Genomic DNA, 21,995 nt, shown 5'->3' on the forward strand with positions numbered 1-21,995 from the left:
TCTATATTCCCCTTAACCGAGCAGTATTGGGGCTAGTCATAGCTTTGCTACCAACAAGAGAACTTTTAAAACGCCCTCTTAGATGATTATCATTTCTATTTACAGGTATTTCATTACATAGACTTATTGACATGTAAGGGTTTTAAACTTTTACGGTTGAGTTACTATACTTTCAGTTAGTAATATCAAGAGGATGTATGAATTTACTGGATGGCAGTATTGCCCTGATTTCATACAAATCTTGCTTATTTAGTTTCTAGGTATGTGTTTATGCAGCAAGGGTTAAGGTTACTAATTCAACTGGTACTAGAGTTTGCACCTGTTGTTGCAGAGCTAGTACAGAAGAGAAATCAAGACAATTTATCTCTAAGTAAATATGAACCGATTGAAGCAATTCCCGAATTAGTCAAAGCTCTGAATCCTTCAAATAAAAACAGCAGTTACGTTGAGGACTTTGAACAAGAAAGAATTTCCCAGCAGCAATTAGTAGCTTACAATCACGAAATGCGATTAAGAATAGCCTCGCAAGAGCGAGAAACGGCGCTTAAGTTGCCAGAAGTTCATAAAATTCTTGATAGCTGGCCATTAAGACTATACCCTTCACAAATTTTAGACTCCACACATAATGGACACATTCCACTGAAAATTTTTATTGCTCCTCCTCAAGTAAATTTTGACAAATTTGACGATAATAAAGATGATAAAACTTCCCAAATTGAGTTAATGTTGGCTGAAGGATTACGAGATTTTCTTAACAAGCATTACTCTCTACACAGCCAAGTTAGACCAACAGAGTTATTGGCAGGAGCTTGGGACAGTAAACGTTTTCATAGTGAATCAAGTATTAAGGCTCTGTTTGAAATGTTGAAAACAGAGCCAAGTTTGATTTTGGAGTCAGAAAATGATGGTGATTATTTAAATTTTCGAATTGCCTACTGGGGTTTGGGACAAGGAAATTATTATTATAAAACAATTGCCCGTTTACCTTATCGACAAATTTTGGAAGAGTCTGCTAAAAGACGGGCGTTAGAATGGAAAAAGATTAGAGATGAACTGCTAGCATTGGGAGAAGACTTAGAGGAAATTAACCACATTGGAAAAGAGAATGTTGTTAATTTGGCAATTTTAGAAAAGCTAGAAAAATGGAATGAAAAAGGAATTGATATTAGTAAGTTATCCTTACAATATCAAGTCAATCGTCAAGACTTTGAAAAACTTTGCCAAGTTTTGATTACCTATCACTGTTTGGTTGCAGGTTGGGTAGCAGATGCTTACCACTTGGTTGATCATGGTGTACCTCCACTATTACCAGAGTTGCTGCCGAGTTTACTGTCAGATACTTTTGATTTACAATCATTACAGGTTATAGCCTCAGGTTATAAACAAGTTTACCAAGCTCTGGAAAATGAGCGTTGTTACTGGATTCCAGAATTGGCTTTGCAATTAGCCCAGAGTTTATCTCATTTAAGCGATTCCTCTTGGGCAAACGAACAGCTTGATTATTCTGTGAATACATGGTTGCGACTACGCCAAATATCACCACAAGATTCTACGAACCCGCTTCAGGCAATGCAATCAGCCGTCAGCGTCAAAGATGAGGAATATGTCAAAAAGTTAAGAGAATATTTTGTCGCAGTAGGTGATAGTCAGAGAATTGCTGATGTTGAAGAAATTTTAAATTGCGTCGCCAACCTCAAACACCAAGTAACACTACAACATATTGTTCTCAGCCACACCCTAACTGGACATTCAAAAAAAGTCACATCTGTCGCCATTAGCCCTGATTCTGAGAGTTTAGTTAGCGGGTGTGCAGATAAAACCATTAAAGTATGGAATCTTAAGACCGGCAAACTTATCCGCACCACAGAAGATTTAGGCGAAATTTCATCTGTTGCGATTAGTCCTGATGGACATTTTCTTGCCGTTGGTAGTTGCCAACACCCCAAAAGTAATGTCAAAGTATGGAATCTCAATTCTGACAAACTCCTCCACACTCTTTTAGGACATCAAAAACCGGTTAACTGCATTGCAATTAGTCCTGATGGACAAATTATTGCCAGTGGCAGTCATAAAATCAAAATTTGGAACTTGCATAAAGGCGATGCCTGCGGCGGGCTATGCCAACGCATTTGTACCCTTTGGCATTCATCCGCAGTTAATGCTGCTGCTATCAGCCCTGATGGTACAATCCTTGCTAGTGGTAGTTCTGACAACAAGATTAGGCTGTGGAACCCACGCACGGGTGATCCATTACGCACCCTCAACGGACATTTAGGTGGGGTGAAATCAGTAATCATTAGTCCTGATGGAGAAATTCTCGTTAGCGGTAGCACAGACAAAACTATCAAAATTTGGCATTTAGCTACAGGTAAACTATTACACAGCTTGACTGGACATTTTGAAGAGGTAAAATCCTTAGCTGTTAGTCCTGATGGGGAAATTCTCTTTAGTGCTAGCGCAGACAAAACCATCAAAATTTGGCATTTGCAGACGGGAGAGTTACTGCAATCTATCACAGAACACTCAGGGGCTGTAAACTCTATTGCTATTAGCCCCAATGGTCAATTTCTTGCTAGTGCTAGTTCTGATAAAACCATCAAAATTTGGCAGATAAATTAAGCTTTTTACTGCTTTGGTTACTCGTTGGTTGATTGTTCTTGGCTCGTTCTGTGCAACTTAATAAAGCTATCAAAAGCATACCATGCTAAAACATACCAAGGGATAACTTCTAACTCCAACCCTTTATTAAGTAATTGCCGCACTGAAAGACTAGCTAATCCCAATGGAAAAAGAATCCGCAGATCAAAAGCACCGTGCGTTGACTGTTTTACGCGCTGGTTTAAGTCAACAAGCGCAGATGAGACTCCTGCTGCTGCCTCGGTGTTACCCTCGGTAACATCGGCAAAAACTATTCCTAAATCTTTAAGTGTTGCTAGCACATTTTCTATGCTGCCATCGTTACCATCGTGATTGATCACAATACTGCCATGATGGACATTTGTCGTAACTCGATTAATGTGAGAATTTGCTGACAAAGCACTGGCGATGCGTTGCATCTTTTCTGGTTGACGATGGGAATGAGCGACTCTCAACCGCAATCTTCCGGGAGTCGAACTTACAACTTTTGTAGATATCGATTGTGGTGGTGTTTTTAAGCTGGCTTTGTCTATAATTTTTGGCATTTTATTATAAGTGCTATAGCCATTTTTTAACATAAAACTGCCTTTTTGACTTGTATGATTGTGGATTCTTTGTTGTGGATTTGTTATCTACAGGAATGAGTGCAAAATTACTAAAAAACGAACCGCAGAGGACGCAGAGAACACAGAGGAATGAGAGAGTTTTTGCGCTATCTTGCATTAGGGACTTCCAAAACATAAATTATTTTATTTTCGTAGGGTGCGTTAGATGGAACACCGTAACGCACCTTACTAATTTGATATTTTGGTAATTGGAAGTCACCTATAGTGAAGAATTTAACTTGCTAATGGGTAGATGAAATTATGCACCATTATCGGTGACATTATCCCCATTACTGGCAGTAGTTTCAAAGACGGGGGTTTCTTTTTCATCAGCAAGTTCTGCTCTGGCTTCGGCTACCATGTCTTCCCAAGTTTCGCCCATTTCTGCAATGGTTCCTTTGCTTCTTTCATAAAGACCAATTCCGCCTTTGATGACTGACTTGACTAAGGGTTTACCAACTCCAGCAACAATCGGCAGCAAAACAGGTGCTAAGAGGACTGCACCAATTCCGGCTATAATACCGGGAGCGCCTGCATCTTCAACAAAATCACTAATTTTAGCCATATTCAATTTCCTCCTATTAATTAAGAAATCTCAGAAAGCTTTTTAAGATACTCTTGCCGGCATAGTTGTATCATCTTGCCGATGGTAGAGTTTTATGGTGGCGACTTTTAAGAATTGGACGTAAACCGTTGACTCCGGCAACTACGGTTGAGCCATTGTTGACTACTGTTGCAGCTAAGGGGTTAAGACCAAAGAGAACAGCGATCGCTAATGCTGCTAAATTAGGAACAGCAACTAGTCCTGTGTTTTGCCGAATCAATTGCTTGGCTTGACGAGCGATCGCGATCGCTTCTAATAAACTATGCAAGTCATTCTGCATCAACACTAAGTCTGCTGTCTCGCGGGCTATCTCAGAACCGTTGGCAAAGGAAATGGAAACATCGGCGTAGGCTAAAGCTGGTGAATCGTTGATCCCATCGCCTACAAATGCAACTGTCTTGCCTTGTTCATGCAGTTGGCGGACAACTGTTGCCTTTTGTTCTGGAAAAGCTTCTGCGTGAGTATGCGTTGGCAAAATACCAAGTTCAGCAGCAACAGCAGTAGCAGTTCGCTTATTATCCCCTGTTAGTATATGAATCTCTACACCTTCGACCGTCGAAAGTGCCCTAATGACTTCCCGGCTTTCGGGACGCAGAAGATCACTATATTTAATAATACCTTGAAGTTGACCGTTGCTGGCTACATAAATCACTGAATTTGCAGATTTTTTTTGACCATTTAGGGCTTCGGTATCAATGCCACTGGAACGTAAAAAGCGATCGCTCCCGACATAAACTGTCTCTCCATCAATCTGAGCTTTTACGCCCAAACCTAGTTGATAATCCCACTTACTACGCGGCAAAATTGCCACTTGCTCTGCTTGGGCATAGCGAACAATTGCTTCTGCGACTGGATGAGTTAAACGCTGTTCGGCGGCAGCTGCCAATTCCAACACCCGCAATCTTGATGTGGCTGGATTGAGACTTTCCACACTGACAACATCGACTTCTCCCTTAGTCAGTGTCCCCGTTTTATCAAAAACTATGGTATCAACTTCTGCTAGTTGTTCTAACGCCCGTCCGCTACGGATCAGAATACCCCGCCGTGCAGCATAAGTTAATGCTGCTAAAACCGTTGTTGGGACTGATACTCGGATACCTGTAGCAAAGTCTAGAGTTAAAACGCTGGCTGCCCGTGAAGGGTTGCGAGTTGCGGCAAATACTGCCCCGCCAAGTAGCAAAGTTGGCATAACAGCTTTTTGAGCAAATTTCGTGGCATAATTCTCCATCCGGGTATCGTGGACAGGCGCTTCTTGCATTAACTTAATGCTCTGTCCGGCGCGGGTATCATTGCCTATCCATTCTGCAAGAATATAAATTCGTCCTTCTCGTACCAACGTTGAGGCAAAAACTGGTTGTCCCTTTTTCTTCAGCACCGGCATCGACTCGCCAGTTAGTTTTTGTTCATCTAGCAGGGCTTTACCTCGCAAAATGCTACCATCAACCGGCACTTGTTCGCCAGGGTAAACAATCACTGTATCGCCATGCTGCACATCTTGAATGGGAATTTGTTGCTTTTCGCCATTGCGTTCCACCCAGACAAATTGTCCCAAGGAACTAAGTAAATCTAGAGTTTGTTGAGCAGAAGAACGAGCCGTGCGATCGCGGATATTTTCTCCCACTTCAATTAAACTGAGCATGAGCGATGGTGTGAGAAAATGACCTTGGAAGGTAGTAATAGCGATCGCCATAAAATCCAAAAAGTCAATATTCAATTTTCGCTCTACCCGAATACCTTCCCAGGCTCGTTGGACAACGGGTAGTGTAGCAATGGCGATTGGAAGCACGACTATCAAAGGTGGGATCGGTAATCCTAACGGCCCTCCCAGTACTGCTAAAGTAGTGGCAACAGCCGAAAGTCGTAAACCTGGCCAAGATGTCTCTTTTTCAGTTTCCGATAATGATGTAGAGTTTTTGAGAACTTCTACAACACTTGCAGCCTGAATCAAATTGTGAAGGTGCGATCGCATCTTTGCATCGGAAACTTTCTCAGATTTATAAGTAACTGTAACTGACATTGCCGCAGGCTTGACACGGACATTCTTCACCAGCGCATCTGCTGTTAACAATACTTCGAGACGCTTGGCATAATCTGCATCACAGCGTAAGCGAGGTAGGCGAAACCGCAGTCTTCCCGGAGTTGTATGGACAACACTGTAGGTAACGTTGGGAAACTCTCCTTGAGAGTGTCCATTAGTGTCAGTTACAGAAACTTTACCATTCCCCTCTAACACAGTGAATTGAGATTTTGAGGGTGATGCTAGTTCCAGTGCTACTTTTGCCATTACTTTTCTTCAATCCAAAGTTGGTACACTTCACAATGAAAATCAGGCTCTTTAAGCTGATGCGCGTCTAAAGTATATAAACATTCTTGATGGTTGTTAACTGTTGACTGTTGACGGTTAACAGTCATCAATCATCAGTCATCAGTCATCAGTCATCAGTCATCAGTCATCAGTCATCAATCATCAGTCATCAGGTAAATGTACAAATTAAATGCGTAACAACTTACCTTAGTAAAGAGATCAAATTAGCCACCAATCCTGCAAGATTGATTAGCTATCAACAGTCTGGTTATTCGTCATTTGCTGAATTCGTTAGCTAACTTATCGCTGTGGCGGGATCATTGGCAGATTCAATTAGACTGGCTAGATGAGATATTGCTGCTGACAAAAAGTTTTGTACTCGCTTCTGAGAATCCCGCATCATTACAGTTTTATAGGTAATGACAACTGATTTCGCAGCGCTATTAACTCGCTCACTGGTAACTGTAGAATCTGATTTGAGTAAAGTCTCTAAGCGTTGGACATATTTTGGATCGCAGGCAATTTGAGGCACACGAAACCGCACCCTTCCGGGAATTGCATGAGCAATGGTATAAGCTACTTTTGCAGGTTTTTTTGCTTGTTGAATTACATAATGAGTAGAGGATACCGAATTGCTTTTAGTCTTAGAGACTGACGTATCCGCAGAGGATAAAGAGAATGTTGCTGATTTCTGCTTCTGGGCTTGTGTTTTTAGCTTTCTATCCTGCCTACCTTCTGTTGTCACCGCCGCTGAGTATGGTTTTAATTGGTTTGCAGCTGCTGGTACCACTTCTGCATTGCCAGCCAACTGAATCAAATTAGCCAAATGCGATCGCATCTCAACATCTGACATTACATCAGAATTGTAGGTAATGGCAATTGATCCTACCGTAGTATTACTGACTTGCTGATTGATTACTAAAGGCTCATTAGCAAGCAAGGCGAGAAGACGTTCCACATATTTTGGATCTTCGCTAATCTGAGGTATGCAAAACCCCACTTGTCCAGGAAATGCACAAATAATGCTATATGCTACCCTTGAAGGCGGTGTTGCTGGGTAATTAATCTCGTCTGTGACTGTTTGCTCTTGTTTTTTGTCTAAATCTGCTACCGTTGCTAAATTTAAACCAGCCATAATTCCCCTCCCGTATTCCGCAATTTGAAACTGTATATTAGGTTTCTAAGGGTAAGTTCGCCATAATACCTAATGACAAAGACATTGCAGGCGATTTTAGGTTACTCCACAGACTGGATAACTCTGAATTTGTTTGGTTTGCTGTTGTTGAGTTGATAATTTCAGCAGTCTGAGTAACTTGACTAGTAAGATTTGCCGTTGTCGCGTCTGGAATTTCAGCCGTCTGGCTAACTTCTTCGAGGGGTTGGTTAGCCGGTGTCATCCCTATTATTGGTGGGTTTGTCTCCAATGCCAATTCCATCAAACTCACCCAATGAGATAATGGAATCTCGCGAGACTGATAAGCGATCGCAATTGATGCAGCATCAAAATTTAAACGCACGCTGGTAACTTTAGCATCGGTTTTCACTATTCTCTCAAGTCGTCGTCCATAAGCTCGATCTTGGGCGATTTTTGGCACATTCAACCGAATACGCCCAGCAATTGCATGAATTACGCTGTAGTCAATCTTTGCAGGTGCTACCGCCTTGCTAGCCTTCTCAACATTATTTATGGACTTTTCTTGTTGGATAGAAGATTTGCGATCGTCTTTTGATAATTCCGAATCAGATTTTATGTTGCTTTTTATCGCAGAACTGGTATCGTTACCTTTGATTTTTTCTGATATCGAAACTTGAGAGCCAAGATAACCAATTACACCACGGGTTGCATCCGCCGCAATCACGTAAACTGGAATCGATACCCAGCCATGAATTCCCAATCCTCCTGTTACCGCCAAGCCTGTCATCATCGGAATTAAGGAAATACCCTGCTCTTTCCAAAATGAAGCCGATTTCCAAGCTGCAAAGGGATCGGTTTTGCTAAGTGAATCAGAGGAAGGGTGTGGCTGTTGGATCTCAAAGCCGAATTTTAGCGCCAAAATTTGCGGTAATGACAGCTTATCTTCATCAAAATTAACTATCAAACTACCCGTTTGCTCATTTACAGTAACTTCCCTGACTCCCTCTAAGGAGCGTAAATCTTCGGCTATGCTGGCTAGTATCGAATTAAGACTACTGTCAGTGGTACGCAATCGCACACGCCCGGTAGTTACATGAACTATTTGTAAGGCACCTGAGGGCTGTGACTGCGTTGCCTGTGCCATCTTAGTTGTACTTTGATTGACTTCGTTGCTTTGTTGTGTAGGGATTAAATCAGTAGAAATTTTCGCTAAAATATTTAATTTTTCACGATTACTAATATTTTTAGCCATTTACCGGATTACCCAATAGCTAGATCAAGTCAAAAGGTTAACAATAGATCAAATCTAACTTAAGCTTGGGGGGTCAAGTATGTGTCTTCCGAATTATTTTTAACAATAATTATTTTGTGAGAATGATTATCTTGAAGGGACGGAATTATACAAAATTTTCAGGCGGGGCCTTTCCATAATTTTTACCGTAGATGGAACAGAATATTTTTACTTCAATTAGATTCACTGCCCATATCCATATATTAAGTCACTGTAATCTGATAAGATTTCCAACAAGCACAATAACTGCTTGTTCTCTTTTTCTTGAAGCCATTGATTTCAGGTCTTTTTTGGGAAAGGAAGATAAAAAAATGTCTCATCTATTGTGGAAAACTCTGGTACTAAGCCCAGTAGTTTTGGGAGTGACGGTGTTGGTTTCCGCTAGAGCTATGGCTACTAAAGTACCTAGCTCTTCTGAAGATATAAAGGCAAAAGTTGCTCAGGCAGAAACGCCAATAGCTTCTAGTGCTTCAATATTGCTCCAAACAGAGCAACCAAAAGTGAATCAGCAATTGGTTGCCCAGGCAAAAACTGATGATAATAAAGTTTTAGAAGAAGTTAACCGCTATAGCAGCGAAGGCAAGAATCAGAATTCACTATCTCAAGTCACATCAGTTTCTCAGTTTTCTGATGTACAGCCGACTGACTGGGCATTTCAAGCTTTGCAATCCCTAGTCGAACGCTATGGCTGTATTGCTGGATACCCCAATAGCACTTACCGTGGCAACCGGGCATTGACTCGTTATGAGTTTGCCGCAGGTTTGAATGCTTGTTTAGATCGGGTTAATGAACTGATTGCGACAGCAACCGCTGATTTAGTGACAAAACAGGATTTAGCAACCCTCCAACGTTTGCAAGAGGAATTCTCGGCAGAACTAACAACTCTACGTGGTCGAGTAGATGCTGTAGAAGCACGGACTGCTGAACTTGAAGCAAATCAGTTTTCCACTACCACAAAATTGGTGGGTGAAGCTATTTTTGCCGTTACTGATGTGTTTGGCGGTGATACTGGCGATGCTAACAATACTGTCTTCCAAGATAGGGTACGTTTAGACTTGCAAACCAGCTTCACGGGTAAAGACGTTTTACACACCCGTCTTGCAGCAGGTAATGCAGCAGCCTTCAGTCAAGTGGATAATGGTGGTCTTCCTATCAATACTGCTGAAGGTACACAAACATTTCAAGTCGGCAGCACTGGTAACAACGGTGTCATTATAGACTGGCTGGCGTATTACGTACCTATAGGCCCAGCTCAAGCTTACTTTGCGGCCACCGGAGGTATTCATAGCGATTATGCTGCCACTAACAACCCTTACTTTGAGGACTTTGATGGTGGTAATGGTGCTTTGTCTACCTTTGCTTCTGAAAGTCCCATCTATCGCATTGGTGGTGGTGCCGGTGCAGCCCTAACTTTACCCTTTGGTAGCGGTGGCAGCTTTTTCAAACCAAGTTCACTAACTGTCGGTTATTTGGCATCAAATGCTAATAATCCTGGAGTAAATCAAGGTTTGCTTGAAGGTAACTATGCAGCCCTGGGACAGTTGAACTTTAGTGTTGGCGATCGCTTGGCTTTCGCAGCTACCTACGTTCACGGGTATCATGGTGCTGGAGGTGGGAATTTATTTGATGCAGGTGGTGGTTTAGCTGGCACTAACCGCGTCGTAGGTACTGGTCAATCTAATACCCTAAGTGCTCTAGACGCATCTTCTAGTAATTCCTATGGGATATCGGCAGCCTTTAGACCCAGTGACAAACTGTCAATCAGTGGCTTCATTTCTTATCACGATGTTACAGGCTTTGGTATTGGTGATGATTATGAAGCTTGGAGCTACGGAGTTGGCATAGCCTTACCTGACTTCGGTAAACAGGGTAACGTTTTAGGTATTTTTGCTGGTGCAGAACCCTATGCCTTTAACCGAGCAGGTTTTGCTGGTAATGATATACCTTATCACTTTGAAGGCTTTTACAAGTATCGCGTGTCAGATAACATTTCAATCACCCCTGGTGTGATCTGGTTGACCTCTCCTGGTCAAAACAGCGCTAACGACGATGCAATTATCGGTACGTTGAGAACAACTTTCACCTTCTAAAGGTTTACAGCAAAAGCGTGAAGAATGCAGAATTCAGAATTCTGCATTCTTTTTCAATTTTTAGAGACGCGATAAATCGCCGTCTCTACAAAGAATGTACTCGTCAATTATTCCTTGACAAACTACTATTTCCGACCTGTGTGTACACCGTAGCTTTATAAGGGGAGGGTTAGAGTGGGGTAAAACCTTGTTCACTCAGCTATTTCAAGCTTGTGTGTACACCGTAGCCTCAAAGGAGAGAGGAATGGAAGTGAGGTCAGAGTGTATCGCATTTAAACGAGAAGCACTATAAAAGCAAGTTTGCTAAGTTCCTATATTGAATTTGGGCAGTCGTTGATTGAATTTGGGCAGTCGTTGATTGAATTCGGGCAGTCGTTTATTGAATTCGGGCAGTCGTTTATTGAATTCGGGCAGTCGTTTATTGAATTCGGGCAGTCGTTTATTGAATTCAAGCAACCCCCAAGAATTTACATAAAGCCATTCAATATATTTGTGATAAATTATGATCGCGCCAACGATCTCACAACTCAGGGCTGGCGATCGCTATGACTACATTGCTGCTAAAATATCCAAAATGCGAGAACTTTACCCAGCGATCGAGCCTTACTTAGAAGGTAGTTTAAAGGTTTCCAACCTTCATACCATTCATTTTGAAGAGTCAGGTAACCCCCAAGGTCAACCCATAGTTTTACTGCATGGAGGCCCTGGTGGTGGATGTCCACCTTTTTATCGGCAATATTTTCACCCAGAAAAATGGCGGTTGGTGATGTTTGACCAGCGCGGTTGTGGTCAAAGTACGCCCCATGCAGAATTACGAGAAAACACAACTTGGGATTTAGTCAGTGATATCGAAAAACTGCGCCAACATTTAGGTATAGAAAAGTGGGCGGTCTTCGGCGGTAGTTGGGGTAGCACTTTATCATTAGCCTACAGTCAAACCCATCCCTCTCGCTGCACGGGGCTAATTCTCCGTGGAATCTTCATGCTGAGGCAAAAAGAGTTGCGATGGTTCTATCAAGAGGGTGCTAGCTATATTTTTCCTGATGCTTGGGAAGAATATCTGAAACCAATTGCGATCGCAGAACGTGATGATATGATCGCAGCATATTACAAACGCTTGACCAGTCCAGATTTAGAAATTCAATTAGCAGCAGCGCGTGCTTGGTCAATTTGGGAAGCTAGTACTAGTAGACTTTTCTTAGACCCAGAACTCATGCAAAAGTTTGGCGAGAGTGAATTTGCTTCAGCTTTCGCCCGCATTGAATGCCATTACTTTATGAATAAGGGATTTCTTGAAACAGAAGATCAATTACTCCAAAATGTAGACCGCATCCGCCACATTCCGGCTGTAATTGTTCAGGGACGCTACGATGTAGTTTGCCCGATGATATCAGCTTGGGAAATACATCGGGCTTGGCCAGAAGCAGAATTTATTGTGGTTCCTGATGCCGGGCATTCGATGAGTGAGCCAGGAATCCGCAGTGCCTTGATTGAGGCAACAGATAATATTAAATTCGGTTAAATACTTAGCCTGCTAAGAGGATGAATGTGTATTTCTATATCTGACTAACATCGAAATGCACAAAATTGAGATTTAACCTGGAAAAAACCTTTAAGGATTCGTTTGAGTGAATTAAACTTAACTCGCCTGATAGCTTTAGTCACTTCTACCCACTGGCGTTTTCTTTTGCTTGCTTCTGGATAATCTTCACTTAGCATTTCTACTGGTAACAAATACATCTTTACTCGGTATACTTTGCCTCGTTTGCGGTACTTATAAGTTCCCAGTTTATTGCCGTCTACCTGTCCAATCACCCCTGCTTCTTCCCACGCCTCTTTGGCTGCTGAAGCGGGTGGACTCATGCCATTAGGAATATCTCCTTTCGGAATTACCCAGTGTTGAAAGTTACGGGTTGTGATTAGCAAGATTTCGACTTTGCCATTGTTCACTCTATAAGGAATCACACCAGATTGTTTAAACACTTTGCTTACTTTTCGACTCATCTAATTTGCATCCTGTAGGCCTAGCTTTTTTGTACAATGTTTACTTCAAAAAGTCGAGAGCTGATACCGGATAAATTTTAGTTAACTTCAGGTTATGAAAAGGTTAAAAAAATTTTGCCCATAAGTAAGAGTTAATTATTGAAAATTTTTGATTGTTTAAATACGGCCGCACATCTATGCACCCCACCGTGTCTTGCAATAAGATGCGTAGTAGTGAGTCAGGCTCACTCTACGAGAACATCTGCAAACCCCCAGGGTATGAGAATGGCTAGGTTTGTAACTTTACAAATATAAAATCAACTGCTGTAAAATGTGTATTCCTGATGACTGATTGACAAATGCAGCACTATTTACAACATCAGATACTCTGTCTGGCTTAATGCCAGAATATCTGCCACCAATTTAACTTGACTTTTTCATATTTTGATAGATATACAGCGAAGATATTGTATTTAAATCTACTTCTTGAGGTTCATCTTCATCGTCATTGGTATTTTTAAACAATACTGTAAATGCACCAGCACCTAACCTATCCTGAGGAAAGATTCGATAACAAGGCATCGTAGTTAAATGCGACTGATATTTAGCTAAATTACTAATTTCCATCGCCTGAAAGTTGGGAAAACGTTCCAAAAACCATTCACAAACTTGCTCATTTTCTTCGGGTGAATATGTGCAAGTCATATAAGCAAGATAGCCTTGTGGTGAAACCAGTTTAGCGGAGTTAGCTATAATACGTTTTTGTCTATTTGCACTTTTATTAATAGCAGTCGGGTGAAAACAACCAGGCGCTTTTTCACCTTTAGCAAGTAAAGATTGTCCAGTACAAGGAGCATCTACTATTACTAAATTGCTAGAGCCGGTAAACATTTCAGCGAATATACTCGAATCTCTATTAACCACTGCACTAGGGCTGATCTGGCAACGCTTCAAATTAGAAATTAGCATTCCCAGACGTTTGCCAATTACTTCGTTACTGATGAGTAAGTCAGGTTGTAAAGCTTTCCAAGCAAAGATACTTTTACCTCCTGGTGCAGCACACATATCAAAAATTAAACTTACTGGCACAGGAATAGCTAACAAAGTAGTAGCTGCAAACACCGAAGAAAAATCTAAACAATAAAAATATCCTTGTTGATGCAAGGAATGCTGACCGGGTTTTTCTCCCAAGCACAAACGGTCAGTAAATTTTGGTTGCCAATCGGTTGGTGTTTCCACTGCCAAAGGCGAAAAATCGGGCTTTTCTTGACACCAAAGAATACTAGGTGAAAAAGGCTGAGGATTGATCAAAGCCTCGATAAATTTTTCTTGCTCATCTAGATTAGTGAACAAACGCCGTGAGACTTTAAGTAATAAATTAGAAGGTTTTTCCATCTAGATTACGAATTACGAATTACGAATTAGGTTGTATCAAAATCAAAATAAAACTGTTACACAAGAACAATGTAATTAAGGCTTTTGGCTTCATACTCAAAATATAATGACCGCCATTCAGAACGCAATGGCCAAGCTACCCCACTGCACCGGAGAAGGTCATGTTCTTAGATAATTTTCCGCAAAAATTACGCAAAGAAGCACAACTATGGAGGGATGAAGGATTAATTAGTTCTTCGCTGTATGAGCAAATAGCAGAACGTTATCAATTTAAAAACCTGGAAGCTGCTGCACGCGATCGCAATAAAGCGATCGCAATTGCTGTGGGTAGCATCCTTTTGTGCTTAGGCATAATTACCTTTGTAGCAGCAAACTGGCAAGCAGGATCGCGAGAAGTCAAGTTTATTCTGCTGATGAGTTTGTTTTTTACGATCGCTATTACTGGTTTTTACACCTGGAGACCACCTGAAGGAAAGAAGCCAGAACGAAGCAAACGTCTACTGGGAGAGGGGTTGCTAATTTTAAGCGCCTTCATTTTCGGTGCAAATTTACTGCTCATGGCCCAGATGTTTAATATTGCCGGTTCAGCTTCCCAACTTTTTCTCGCCTGGGGGCTGGGTGTTGTGGTGATGGCCTTCGGTTTGTCTTTAAATTCTTTAGGAATTCTGTCAATTGTTCTAGTAGAAATCGGGTATTGGACTGGACTAGAAGACTTGTGGTACTCTTCAGGTGAGTTAACTTGGTCGCGCCTAGTGGTGCAGCATATGCCTTTATTGGCATGGCTGGTGTTTGTACCCTTAGCCTACTTCTGTCGCTCACGTTGGATTTTTGGTCTAGCAGCCTTTGTTTTTGCTAGTTCCTTACAAGCCAACCTCAATCCTCTGCCACTGCTCAATTATGCTGATATAGCCCCTTGGGTGGCATCTTTTGCTTTTGCACTCCCACCTGCATTATTCTGGAGTTATGATGATCTGCTGTTTCCAACCATAAATTACAGGTTGTTTCAATCTCTGGCCCGTAATTTAGCGTTGGTAAGCTTCGGGATTGTCTTTTACGTTCTGTCTTTTCGTTGGGTCTGGGAATCTCCTGATTATGGTTATAATCAGCCAACGACTTTGACAAACTTATTTGAGTCTCTGCCGATCATCGATTTGGGGATTCTCAGTGGCTTGGCGGTATTGCAATGGTTGTTTCTACTGCGTCAAAGAAATAACCCACCGCGCCGCGAAGTGATTTTCACGACAGCTGTTATTGGTACCTTTCTTGCGTTTATTGCCATAGTACCTTTTTGGCATCAAACTATCAGCCGGATTGATGAACTTGGTGTTTTTATTTTCAATGTACTTCTAGCAACATTAGCCTGGGGACTAATTCAAGAAGGATTGAAATTAAGCAACAGAAGTTCCTTTTGGGGCGGTATGTTGTTAGTAACACTGCAAATTATCAGTCGGGTGCAAGAGTACGATACCGATTTACTTTTCAAGTCCCTAGTCTTTGTTTTGTGCGGTTCTGCTTTAATTAGTGCTGGACTCTGGTTTGAACGCCGCCTACCTGGTGGTAGCTCTACAAGTAAGAAGTAGTGCAAAAGACGAAAGAATTCAGGAGTCAGAATTCAGGAAAAGTTCACTAAATCTAAAATTGAATGATTCCTAACTCCTAACTCTTAACTCCTAACTAAAAATCTCTGTGCGTCAAAGTTTTTAAAGTTTCTCTGCGTTAGTCCTAATCTCGTTACTTTTTACCTCCTCAATACCTCTGCTTTTTAGGACTACGCTCATGACTAATAGTTCTTCTGAATCTAAAAATAAACCCTTGTCTCCCGAAGCCGAATTCTCCAGTAAGGTGACTTTTCGGGATTACTTGATTGCTACTGAACAAAAATCGAATAAGCCCTTACCTTTTTGGCGGTTACTAGCTCCCCTGGCGCTGCAAACAGGGCTAATTATGGCAGTACCAGCCCAAGCGCTTTATACAGATGTGACAGGTAAGACGGTGATTTTGCAAACCGTACCTGTAGACCCTAACAATGTGCTAGAAGGTAACACCTTAGCGTTAGATTACAACATATCCCGTACCGCAAACTTGAGCAGACTGCCGGGTTGGCAAACATTAGTTAGCAGAGGTCGTGGAAGCGGCAGACGATTACCTGAAGGAACCAACATTTACGTGACTTTGCAAGAGCAGATATCCTCTGGCCGAGGTGTTCCTAGAGCTTGGAGACCGTTACGAGTGACTAGCGATCGCCCCACAACTCTTAGAGCCAATCAGGTAGCCTTAAAAGGTGTTTATCAGGATGGTTCTGTTAACTACGGCTTAGAAACCTATTACATCCCAGAAAACCAACGGCAGCAGATTAGGAATGATTTGCAAGCCCAACGCGCCCGCAGAGGACAAGTACCCCCCATTGTGGTGAAGGCGAAAGTAGATCCACAGGGTAAGGCAGTCCCAGTTAGTATGTGGGTGCGCGATCGCAACTATCGCTTTTAAGCTGTTAGGCAAATAAACATTGCATATTTACACGCAAGGTTTGTCTCCGTCTGAGTGCCAACTTCCGGCGCTCAGAATTTTTTGTTTGTCATTTTTATTTACAAATGACAAACAGAAAAATGAATCTTGATGCCCTTATTTAGTACCATTTGTCAGAGATTAAGATAATTACACTAATGTATCGAGGGTGCAGTCTAAGTGGACAAATCCAAATTGTAGACTGTCTTTTGCAGGGCTTTAACTCTCCAGAAATATTTATTTAATTAATACTGGAAGACGAGTTAACACTCTTAGTATTGAGTTGACTCTAAGTATTTCAGGTAAATGAAGTACATGGGTAGGGGCACAACATGTTGTGCCCCTACGATTATCTGTACCTCACTAAGTCGCAATCTGCTGTAAACAACCGTCAACTTGTCATGTACAATCGTCTGAACCGAGGGTTACAAAGCATCCAGAATTTTATAACCCGCAACTTCGGTTATTAAGCCAACGGTGAGATCAAAATATAAAGAATACATAAAAAAACAGTATTCTCTTATACATTTTTCAACAAAAAATATGAAGATTTTGCAAAGATATTGATTTCATTATAGACATCTAAGTAAATTTTCGCTACGTAAGTATGTATCAGGTTGTTAACTGTTTCTTCTTTTCAAGAATCGAATACAGATTATTTTTTGTCATTAACACTCTTAAAGGTTGTTGGGATCATGACAAATAATTCGTTAATCAATACTTGTCAAGTCTGGAACTTTCTAGTTCTGACTCTGTGAACTTCTGAGATCAGAATTCACACTTATTGAAAGAGCAAGACTTTCAGGGGTTAAAGCTCTATCACACTCAATTGAGGAGAGTTAATATTATGCCCAGACTAATTGTTTCTTTTCCCCCGATCATAGGCACCTCTGGTTCTGATCTAGTAGTCGGCCAAGAGGATAATGCATTCCCAGCAATTGGAATTGAGGTTCTAAAAAACGGAGTCATTGATACTCGATCAGGTAACGACACTATCGAGGGTAGTGGCACCGGCGGCGACGACTATGGCATTGCTGGCACAGGTACAGGCATTGCTAATAGTGGCATCATTAATGCAGGTAGGGGAGACGATACTATCTCTGGCACAGGCACCGGCGGTTATCAGTATCGAACCTCTGTACCTGGTATAGGTATCTCCAACGCTCAGGGCGGCTACATTAATGGAGGAGATGGAAAAGATTCGATATTCGGAACCGGAAACCGAAGCTACAATGACGATTTTGGGATAGAGATAGACTTTGCTACAGGCATCCAAAACACTCAGGATAGCCGCATTGATGGAGGAAAAGGGGACGACTCTATTTCTGGAACTGGAATTGGAGAGGATGCTGTAGGAATCACTAACACTGAGGACAGCAATATTAATGGAGGAGAAGGGAACGATTCCATCTCTGGAAGTGGAACTAGTACTAGGGGAGAAGATGGTACAGGCATCTTCAACAGTAGTGGTAGCGTTATTAGTGGAGGCAAAGGAAACGATTCTATTACTGGTATCGGCAAGGGCGGTAATGCTTCACCAGCCCCCTCTTTCGATAGTCCTTCGGGTAACGGTATAGGCATCTCCAACAGTGAGGGTAGCCTGATCAGTGGAGGGCAGGGAAACGACTTCATCTCTGGCACAGGCACCGGCGGTAAAGGGAGCTACAATACCCCCTGGGGGGATTATGAACCCGGTGTAGGTATAGGCATTGTTAACAGTGGCATCATCAGTTTAGGCGATGGCAAGGATACCATCATCGGTACTGGCATTAGTCAAGGCATAGGTATTGTTAATACTAATGGCATTATCTGTGGAGGAGGAGGAGATGATACCCTTACTGGGTATGGTGCCAACATTGGCATCCAAGGTGGCACCATTGATGGCGGAAACGGTAACGATTATTTCAAAGCCCGTCGAATTGATGATAGCGGTAATCCTATTTCAGACCAAGGGGGCGCGATCGCCGATGTCTTGATTAAGGGTGGATGTGGAGCCGACATATTTGATGTTGGTTACGGTAATGCCACAATCAATGGTGGCTGGGGATGGGACAAGCTAATTCTGTCTGATTCCAAAAGTGATTACACCATTTTAGGCAGCTCCAACAATTACACTATTAAACGTGATGAGTTCACCCTTAATGTATTGAATGTTGAGGAAATCGTCTTTTTTGGCGCTGCTCCCCAGTAAAGTGTGCTTGGGATTCCTGATCGGATCAGGGAGAGGCATCTACAACAAAAAACCTTTAATTTTTACGCCGTAAGTCTCCCACTGAATTCTGTAATTAGAATCAGTGGTGAGATATAAGGCGGGTGATGAAGATTGCATCTAGGATTGATTTTTACCAAAAATTATAAAGTTTCAGTTACCCTAAAACTTAATAACTCAACACGAGCTAAACCATAGCTATCCGCTAACAGGACTCACGACTGATGCAGAACAGGCAAGAAAAAATTTCGCAAGTAGTAGTGACTGCTGGGCAGATGCGCGATATTGAAAAGCGGATCTTTGCAGCGGGAATGCCTGTAGTAGCTTTGATGGAAAAAGTGGCGGGATTAATTGCCCGTCGTATTCAAGAGATTCCCCCAACCCCTGTAAAAAAGGCTTACTCTATTCCTTTAAACACCCCCTTTTTAAGGGAGTCGCCACAAGCGAGAGGATCTCGTGTTGGAATTCTTGTCGGCCCAGGTCATAATGGCGGGGATGCTTTAGTAGTAGCGCGTGAATTACACTTTCGTGGGTATGAGATTTGGATTTATTCTCCTTTCTCTAAGCTTAAGGAATTAACTTCGCAGCACTTGCAGTACGCTCAGAGTTTGGGCATTCCAATTTATCAAAAAATTGAGCAACTGCCAGATTCTGATTTGTTGATTGATGGCTTGTTTGGGTTTGGTTTAGAAAGAAACCTCACCGATCCCATCGCCTCTGCAATTAATCAGCTAAATGAATTGTCTGTGCCGATTTATAGTATTGATTTACCTTCAGGTTTACACACCGACACAGGCGAAGTATTAGGAACTGCCATTCGCGCCACTCACACTTTTTGCTTGGGTTTATGGAAACTAGCTTTCTTCCAAGATCAGGCGCTGGAATATGTCGGCAAAGCTGAGTTAATCGATTTCGATATTCCTTTAGCTGATGTAGAAGCTGTTCTAAAAGATGCACCCAGAATAAAACGTATTACACGAGCAACAGCACTTGCTACTTTACGCCTACCCCGTCCACCAGTCACTCACAAATATAAGGAAGGACATTTACTGCTGATTTGTGGTTCGCGGCGCTATGCAGGTGGAGCAATTTTAACTGGTTTGGGTGCGCGGGCTAGTGGTGTGGGGATGCTTTCGATCGCTGTACCCGAATCGCTGAAATCTCTTTTGGTGTCACACTTGCCAGAAGCGTTAATTGTCGGTTGTCCAGAGACGGAAACTGGAGCGTTCACCGAAGGTGTTGGCGGAGCCATCGCCCAATTGCAATTACCAGAAAACACCGATCTGAGTTCCTTTAATGCGATCGCTTGTGGCCCTGGTTTAACACGAGATGCGACTCCCATTGTGCAAGAAGTCATAAAAAGCGATCGCCCTTTAATTCTCGATGCCGATGGTTTAAATATCTTGGCACAAATGGGAGCGATCGCTACGTTAAAAAAACGTCCAGCAGTAACCGTACTCACACCCCACACTGGCGAATTCCAACGATTGTTTCCTGATGTCCCCGATGCCAAACATGACAGGGTGCAAGCAGTACAAGAAGCAGCGACGCAAAGTGGGGCTGTAGTGTTGTTGAAAGGGGCAAGAACTGCGATCGCAAACCCTCAAGGTGCCGTTTGGATTGTTCCTGAAAGTACACCCGCCTTGGCGCGTGGCGGTAGCGGCGACGTGTTAACTGGGCTACTGGGTGGATTGTTGGCGCAAGCAGCAACTAAACAGATTCCAGTAGAAGATATTGTGGCAACTGCCGCTTGGTGGCATTCGCAAGCCGGTATTTTAGCAGCCCAAGAGCGTACCGAATTGGGTGTAGATGCTTTTACATTGACACAATATTTGATCAAAGCTCTAACTTAGTCAATTCCCTCGTTCCCAGTCGGAGACTGGGAACGAGGAGACGAGGAGATTCAGCTATTGACTAAATACCAACGCTGTAGCGCCAGCCGTTGAATTTCGCGCCAGGGAATATTATGTTTTCGGGCTAACTCTGCACAATCTTCATATTCTGGCTGCACATTTGCAATAACTTTTTCTGGTGATTGTCCTTTCCATGCTAATTTGACCCGCACTTTGCCATATTCAATTTCCACTTCTTGAATTTCCCGTTGTAAAATGGCGCGTTGCTGAGTTGTTCGCCGAATCCCTAAAGTAGTGGTTTCGCGGAATACAACAGCTTCACAAGCGAGTAAATTTTCTGGATGACAAATCACAGTCAGCAAAATCCCTGGACGAGACTTTTTCATGCCGATCGCTTGGGTAAATACATCCACCGCACCAGCAGCAAACAACGCCTCAAACACATAGCCGATCGCTTGCGGATTTAAATCATCAATTTGGGTTTCTAGGACTGATATCGTTTCTAAATTTGAGCTATTATCTTCAGAATCGCTGAAATTTGGCTGTAAACTTGCGCTTTCACCGAACCAGAGGCGTAAAATATTGGGAATGGGTAAATTTATGGTTCCTGCTCCTAGTCCTATCTGCTTGATAGCGATCGCGGGTGGTGAACCAAAATCTCTTACCAAAGTAGTAGCGATCGCAGCTCCTGTTGGTGTGACCAGTTCTCTGTCAATCCCATTGCTATAAACTGGACAACCCCGCATTTCCCACAGCTTTAATACCGCTGGTACTGGTACCGCCATCTGCCCATGTGCAGCCCGAACAGTGCCGCCACCAGTCGGGAACGCCGAGCAGTAAAGTAGGGGCCATCCTTCCTCATTGCTCTCAATCCCCAACCAATCCAACCCCAGGCAAGTACCCACAATATCTACGATCGCATCTATAGCACCCACTTCATGAAAATGAACTTTTTCAGGAGAAATGCCATGCACCGCTCCTTCTGCTACTGCTAGCTGCCGGAATACTGCCAAACTCCAAGCTTCTGCCCGTGATGGCAATCCCGCTTTGAGAATCATCTGCTCTATTTCTGGTAGGTGGCGTGTGTGTTGGTGACTGTGTTCGTGGTCGTGATGGTGATGATGATCGTGCAGTAAATCCACATGGACTTTAGTCGCCTGCTGACCATTTCGTTGGACAAGTTCTGCCCTTAACTGATATTCCTGTTCAATACCCAACCCATTGAGTTTTTCAATTAAATACTCCACAGGAACACCCAAACTTACCAAAGCACCCAGGCACATATCACCAGAAATTCCTGTCGGACATTGAAGATAAGCAATTTTATTCATAATAAAGTTTAGTCATTAGTCAAGAGTTAGTAACTTTCTTCCTAGTCCCCAA

The 21,995-nt window shown here is 42.5% G+C and carries 15 protein-coding genes; 7 read left to right on the top strand and 8 right to left on the bottom strand.

Features of this window, described 5'->3' with window-relative positions; translation table 11 throughout:
- Positions 1-270 precede the first annotated feature (270 nt).
- Entirely contained in the window at positions 271-2,619 is a 2,349-nt protein-coding gene (locus ACEYW6_RS14600) for a WD40 repeat domain-containing protein (RefSeq protein ID WP_412980258.1), read from the top strand.
- A gap of 17 nt (positions 2,620-2,636) precedes the next feature.
- Here ACEYW6_RS14600 and ACEYW6_RS14605 read toward each other — a convergent pair whose 3' ends face one another.
- From ACEYW6_RS14605 to ACEYW6_RS14625, 5 genes are all read right to left on the bottom strand, one after another.
- Positions 2,637-3,215: an HMA2 domain-containing protein gene (locus ACEYW6_RS14605; protein ID WP_412980259.1), complete on the bottom strand. Its 579-nt coding sequence runs from the start codon at positions 3,213-3,215 to the stop codon at positions 2,637-2,639.
- Positions 3,216-3,501: 286 nt separating this feature from the next.
- Positions 3,502-3,807: a DUF5132 domain-containing protein gene (locus ACEYW6_RS14610; protein ID WP_412980260.1), complete on the bottom strand. Its 306-nt coding sequence runs from the start codon at positions 3,805-3,807 to the stop codon at positions 3,502-3,504.
- Positions 3,808-3,877: 70 nt separating this feature from the next.
- The gene (locus ACEYW6_RS14615; protein ID WP_412980261.1) at positions 3,878-6,130 is read right to left on the bottom strand and encodes a heavy metal translocating P-type ATPase; all 2,253 of its coding nucleotides are present in this window, start codon (positions 6,128-6,130) and stop codon (positions 3,878-3,880) included.
- 316 nt (positions 6,131-6,446) lie between these two features.
- Entirely contained in the window at positions 6,447-7,286 is an 840-nt protein-coding gene (locus ACEYW6_RS14620) for a hypothetical protein (RefSeq protein ID WP_412980262.1), read from the bottom strand.
- 37 nt (positions 7,287-7,323) lie between these two features.
- A complete protein-coding gene (locus tag ACEYW6_RS14625) occupies positions 7,324-8,538 on the bottom strand; it encodes an HMA2 domain-containing protein (RefSeq protein WP_412980263.1) in 1,215 nt (404 codons plus the stop codon).
- Positions 8,539-8,888: 350 nt separating this feature from the next.
- Here ACEYW6_RS14625 and ACEYW6_RS14630 point away from each other — a divergent pair, with 350 nt between their 5' ends.
- Both ACEYW6_RS14630 and pip read left to right on the top strand, forming a co-directional pair.
- Positions 8,889-10,667: an iron uptake porin gene (locus tag ACEYW6_RS14630; RefSeq protein WP_412980264.1), complete on the top strand. Its 1,779-nt coding sequence runs from the start codon at positions 8,889-8,891 to the stop codon at positions 10,665-10,667.
- Between the two features lie 574 nt (positions 10,668-11,241).
- Positions 11,242-12,189, top strand: a complete 948-nt coding sequence (pip, locus tag ACEYW6_RS14635; protein ID WP_412980325.1) for a prolyl aminopeptidase — start codon at positions 11,242-11,244, stop codon at positions 12,187-12,189.
- Between the two features lie 44 nt (positions 12,190-12,233).
- Here pip and ACEYW6_RS14640 read toward each other — a convergent pair whose 3' ends face one another.
- Complete coding sequence (locus ACEYW6_RS14640) at positions 12,234-12,671, bottom strand: NUDIX hydrolase (protein WP_190893437.1); 438 nt, start codon at positions 12,669-12,671, stop codon at positions 12,234-12,236.
- 402 nt (positions 12,672-13,073) lie between these two features.
- Entirely contained in the window at positions 13,074-14,045 is a 972-nt protein-coding gene (locus ACEYW6_RS14645) for an RsmB/NOP family class I SAM-dependent RNA methyltransferase (RefSeq protein WP_412980265.1), read from the bottom strand.
- A 161-nt stretch (positions 14,046-14,206) separates the two neighbouring features.
- Between ACEYW6_RS14645 and ACEYW6_RS14650 the strand changes: the two genes are divergently transcribed.
- From ACEYW6_RS14650 to ACEYW6_RS14665, 4 genes are all read left to right on the top strand, one after another.
- A complete protein-coding gene (locus ACEYW6_RS14650) occupies positions 14,207-15,625 on the top strand; it encodes a DUF2157 domain-containing protein (RefSeq protein WP_190893442.1) in 1,419 nt (472 codons plus the stop codon).
- A 196-nt stretch (positions 15,626-15,821) separates the two neighbouring features.
- Positions 15,822-16,532: a GDYXXLXY domain-containing protein gene (locus tag ACEYW6_RS14655; RefSeq protein WP_190893445.1), complete on the top strand. Its 711-nt coding sequence runs from the start codon at positions 15,822-15,824 to the stop codon at positions 16,530-16,532.
- 865 nt (positions 16,533-17,397) lie between these two features.
- Positions 17,398-18,741 carry a hypothetical protein gene (locus tag ACEYW6_RS14660; protein WP_412980266.1) on the top strand — a complete coding sequence of 448 codons (1,344 nt, stop codon included), beginning with the start codon at positions 17,398-17,400 and terminating at the stop codon, positions 18,739-18,741.
- Positions 18,742-18,983: 242 nt separating this feature from the next.
- Complete coding sequence (locus tag ACEYW6_RS14665) at positions 18,984-20,612, top strand: NAD(P)H-hydrate dehydratase (RefSeq protein ID WP_412980267.1); 1,629 nt, start codon at positions 18,984-18,986, stop codon at positions 20,610-20,612.
- A gap of 50 nt (positions 20,613-20,662) precedes the next feature.
- Here the strand turns inward: ACEYW6_RS14665 and larC are convergent, their stop codons facing one another.
- Positions 20,663-21,943 carry a nickel pincer cofactor biosynthesis protein LarC gene (larC, locus tag ACEYW6_RS14670; RefSeq protein ID WP_412980268.1) on the bottom strand — a complete coding sequence of 427 codons (1,281 nt, stop codon included), beginning with the start codon at positions 21,941-21,943 and terminating at the stop codon, positions 20,663-20,665.
- Between the last annotated feature and the right edge of the window lie 52 nt (positions 21,944-21,995).

The sequence above is a fragment of the Nostoc sp. UIC 10607 genome, from assembly GCF_047228265.1.
GTDB classification, from domain to species: domain Bacteria; phylum Cyanobacteriota; class Cyanobacteriia; order Cyanobacteriales; family Nostocaceae; genus Nostoc; species Nostoc foliaceum_A.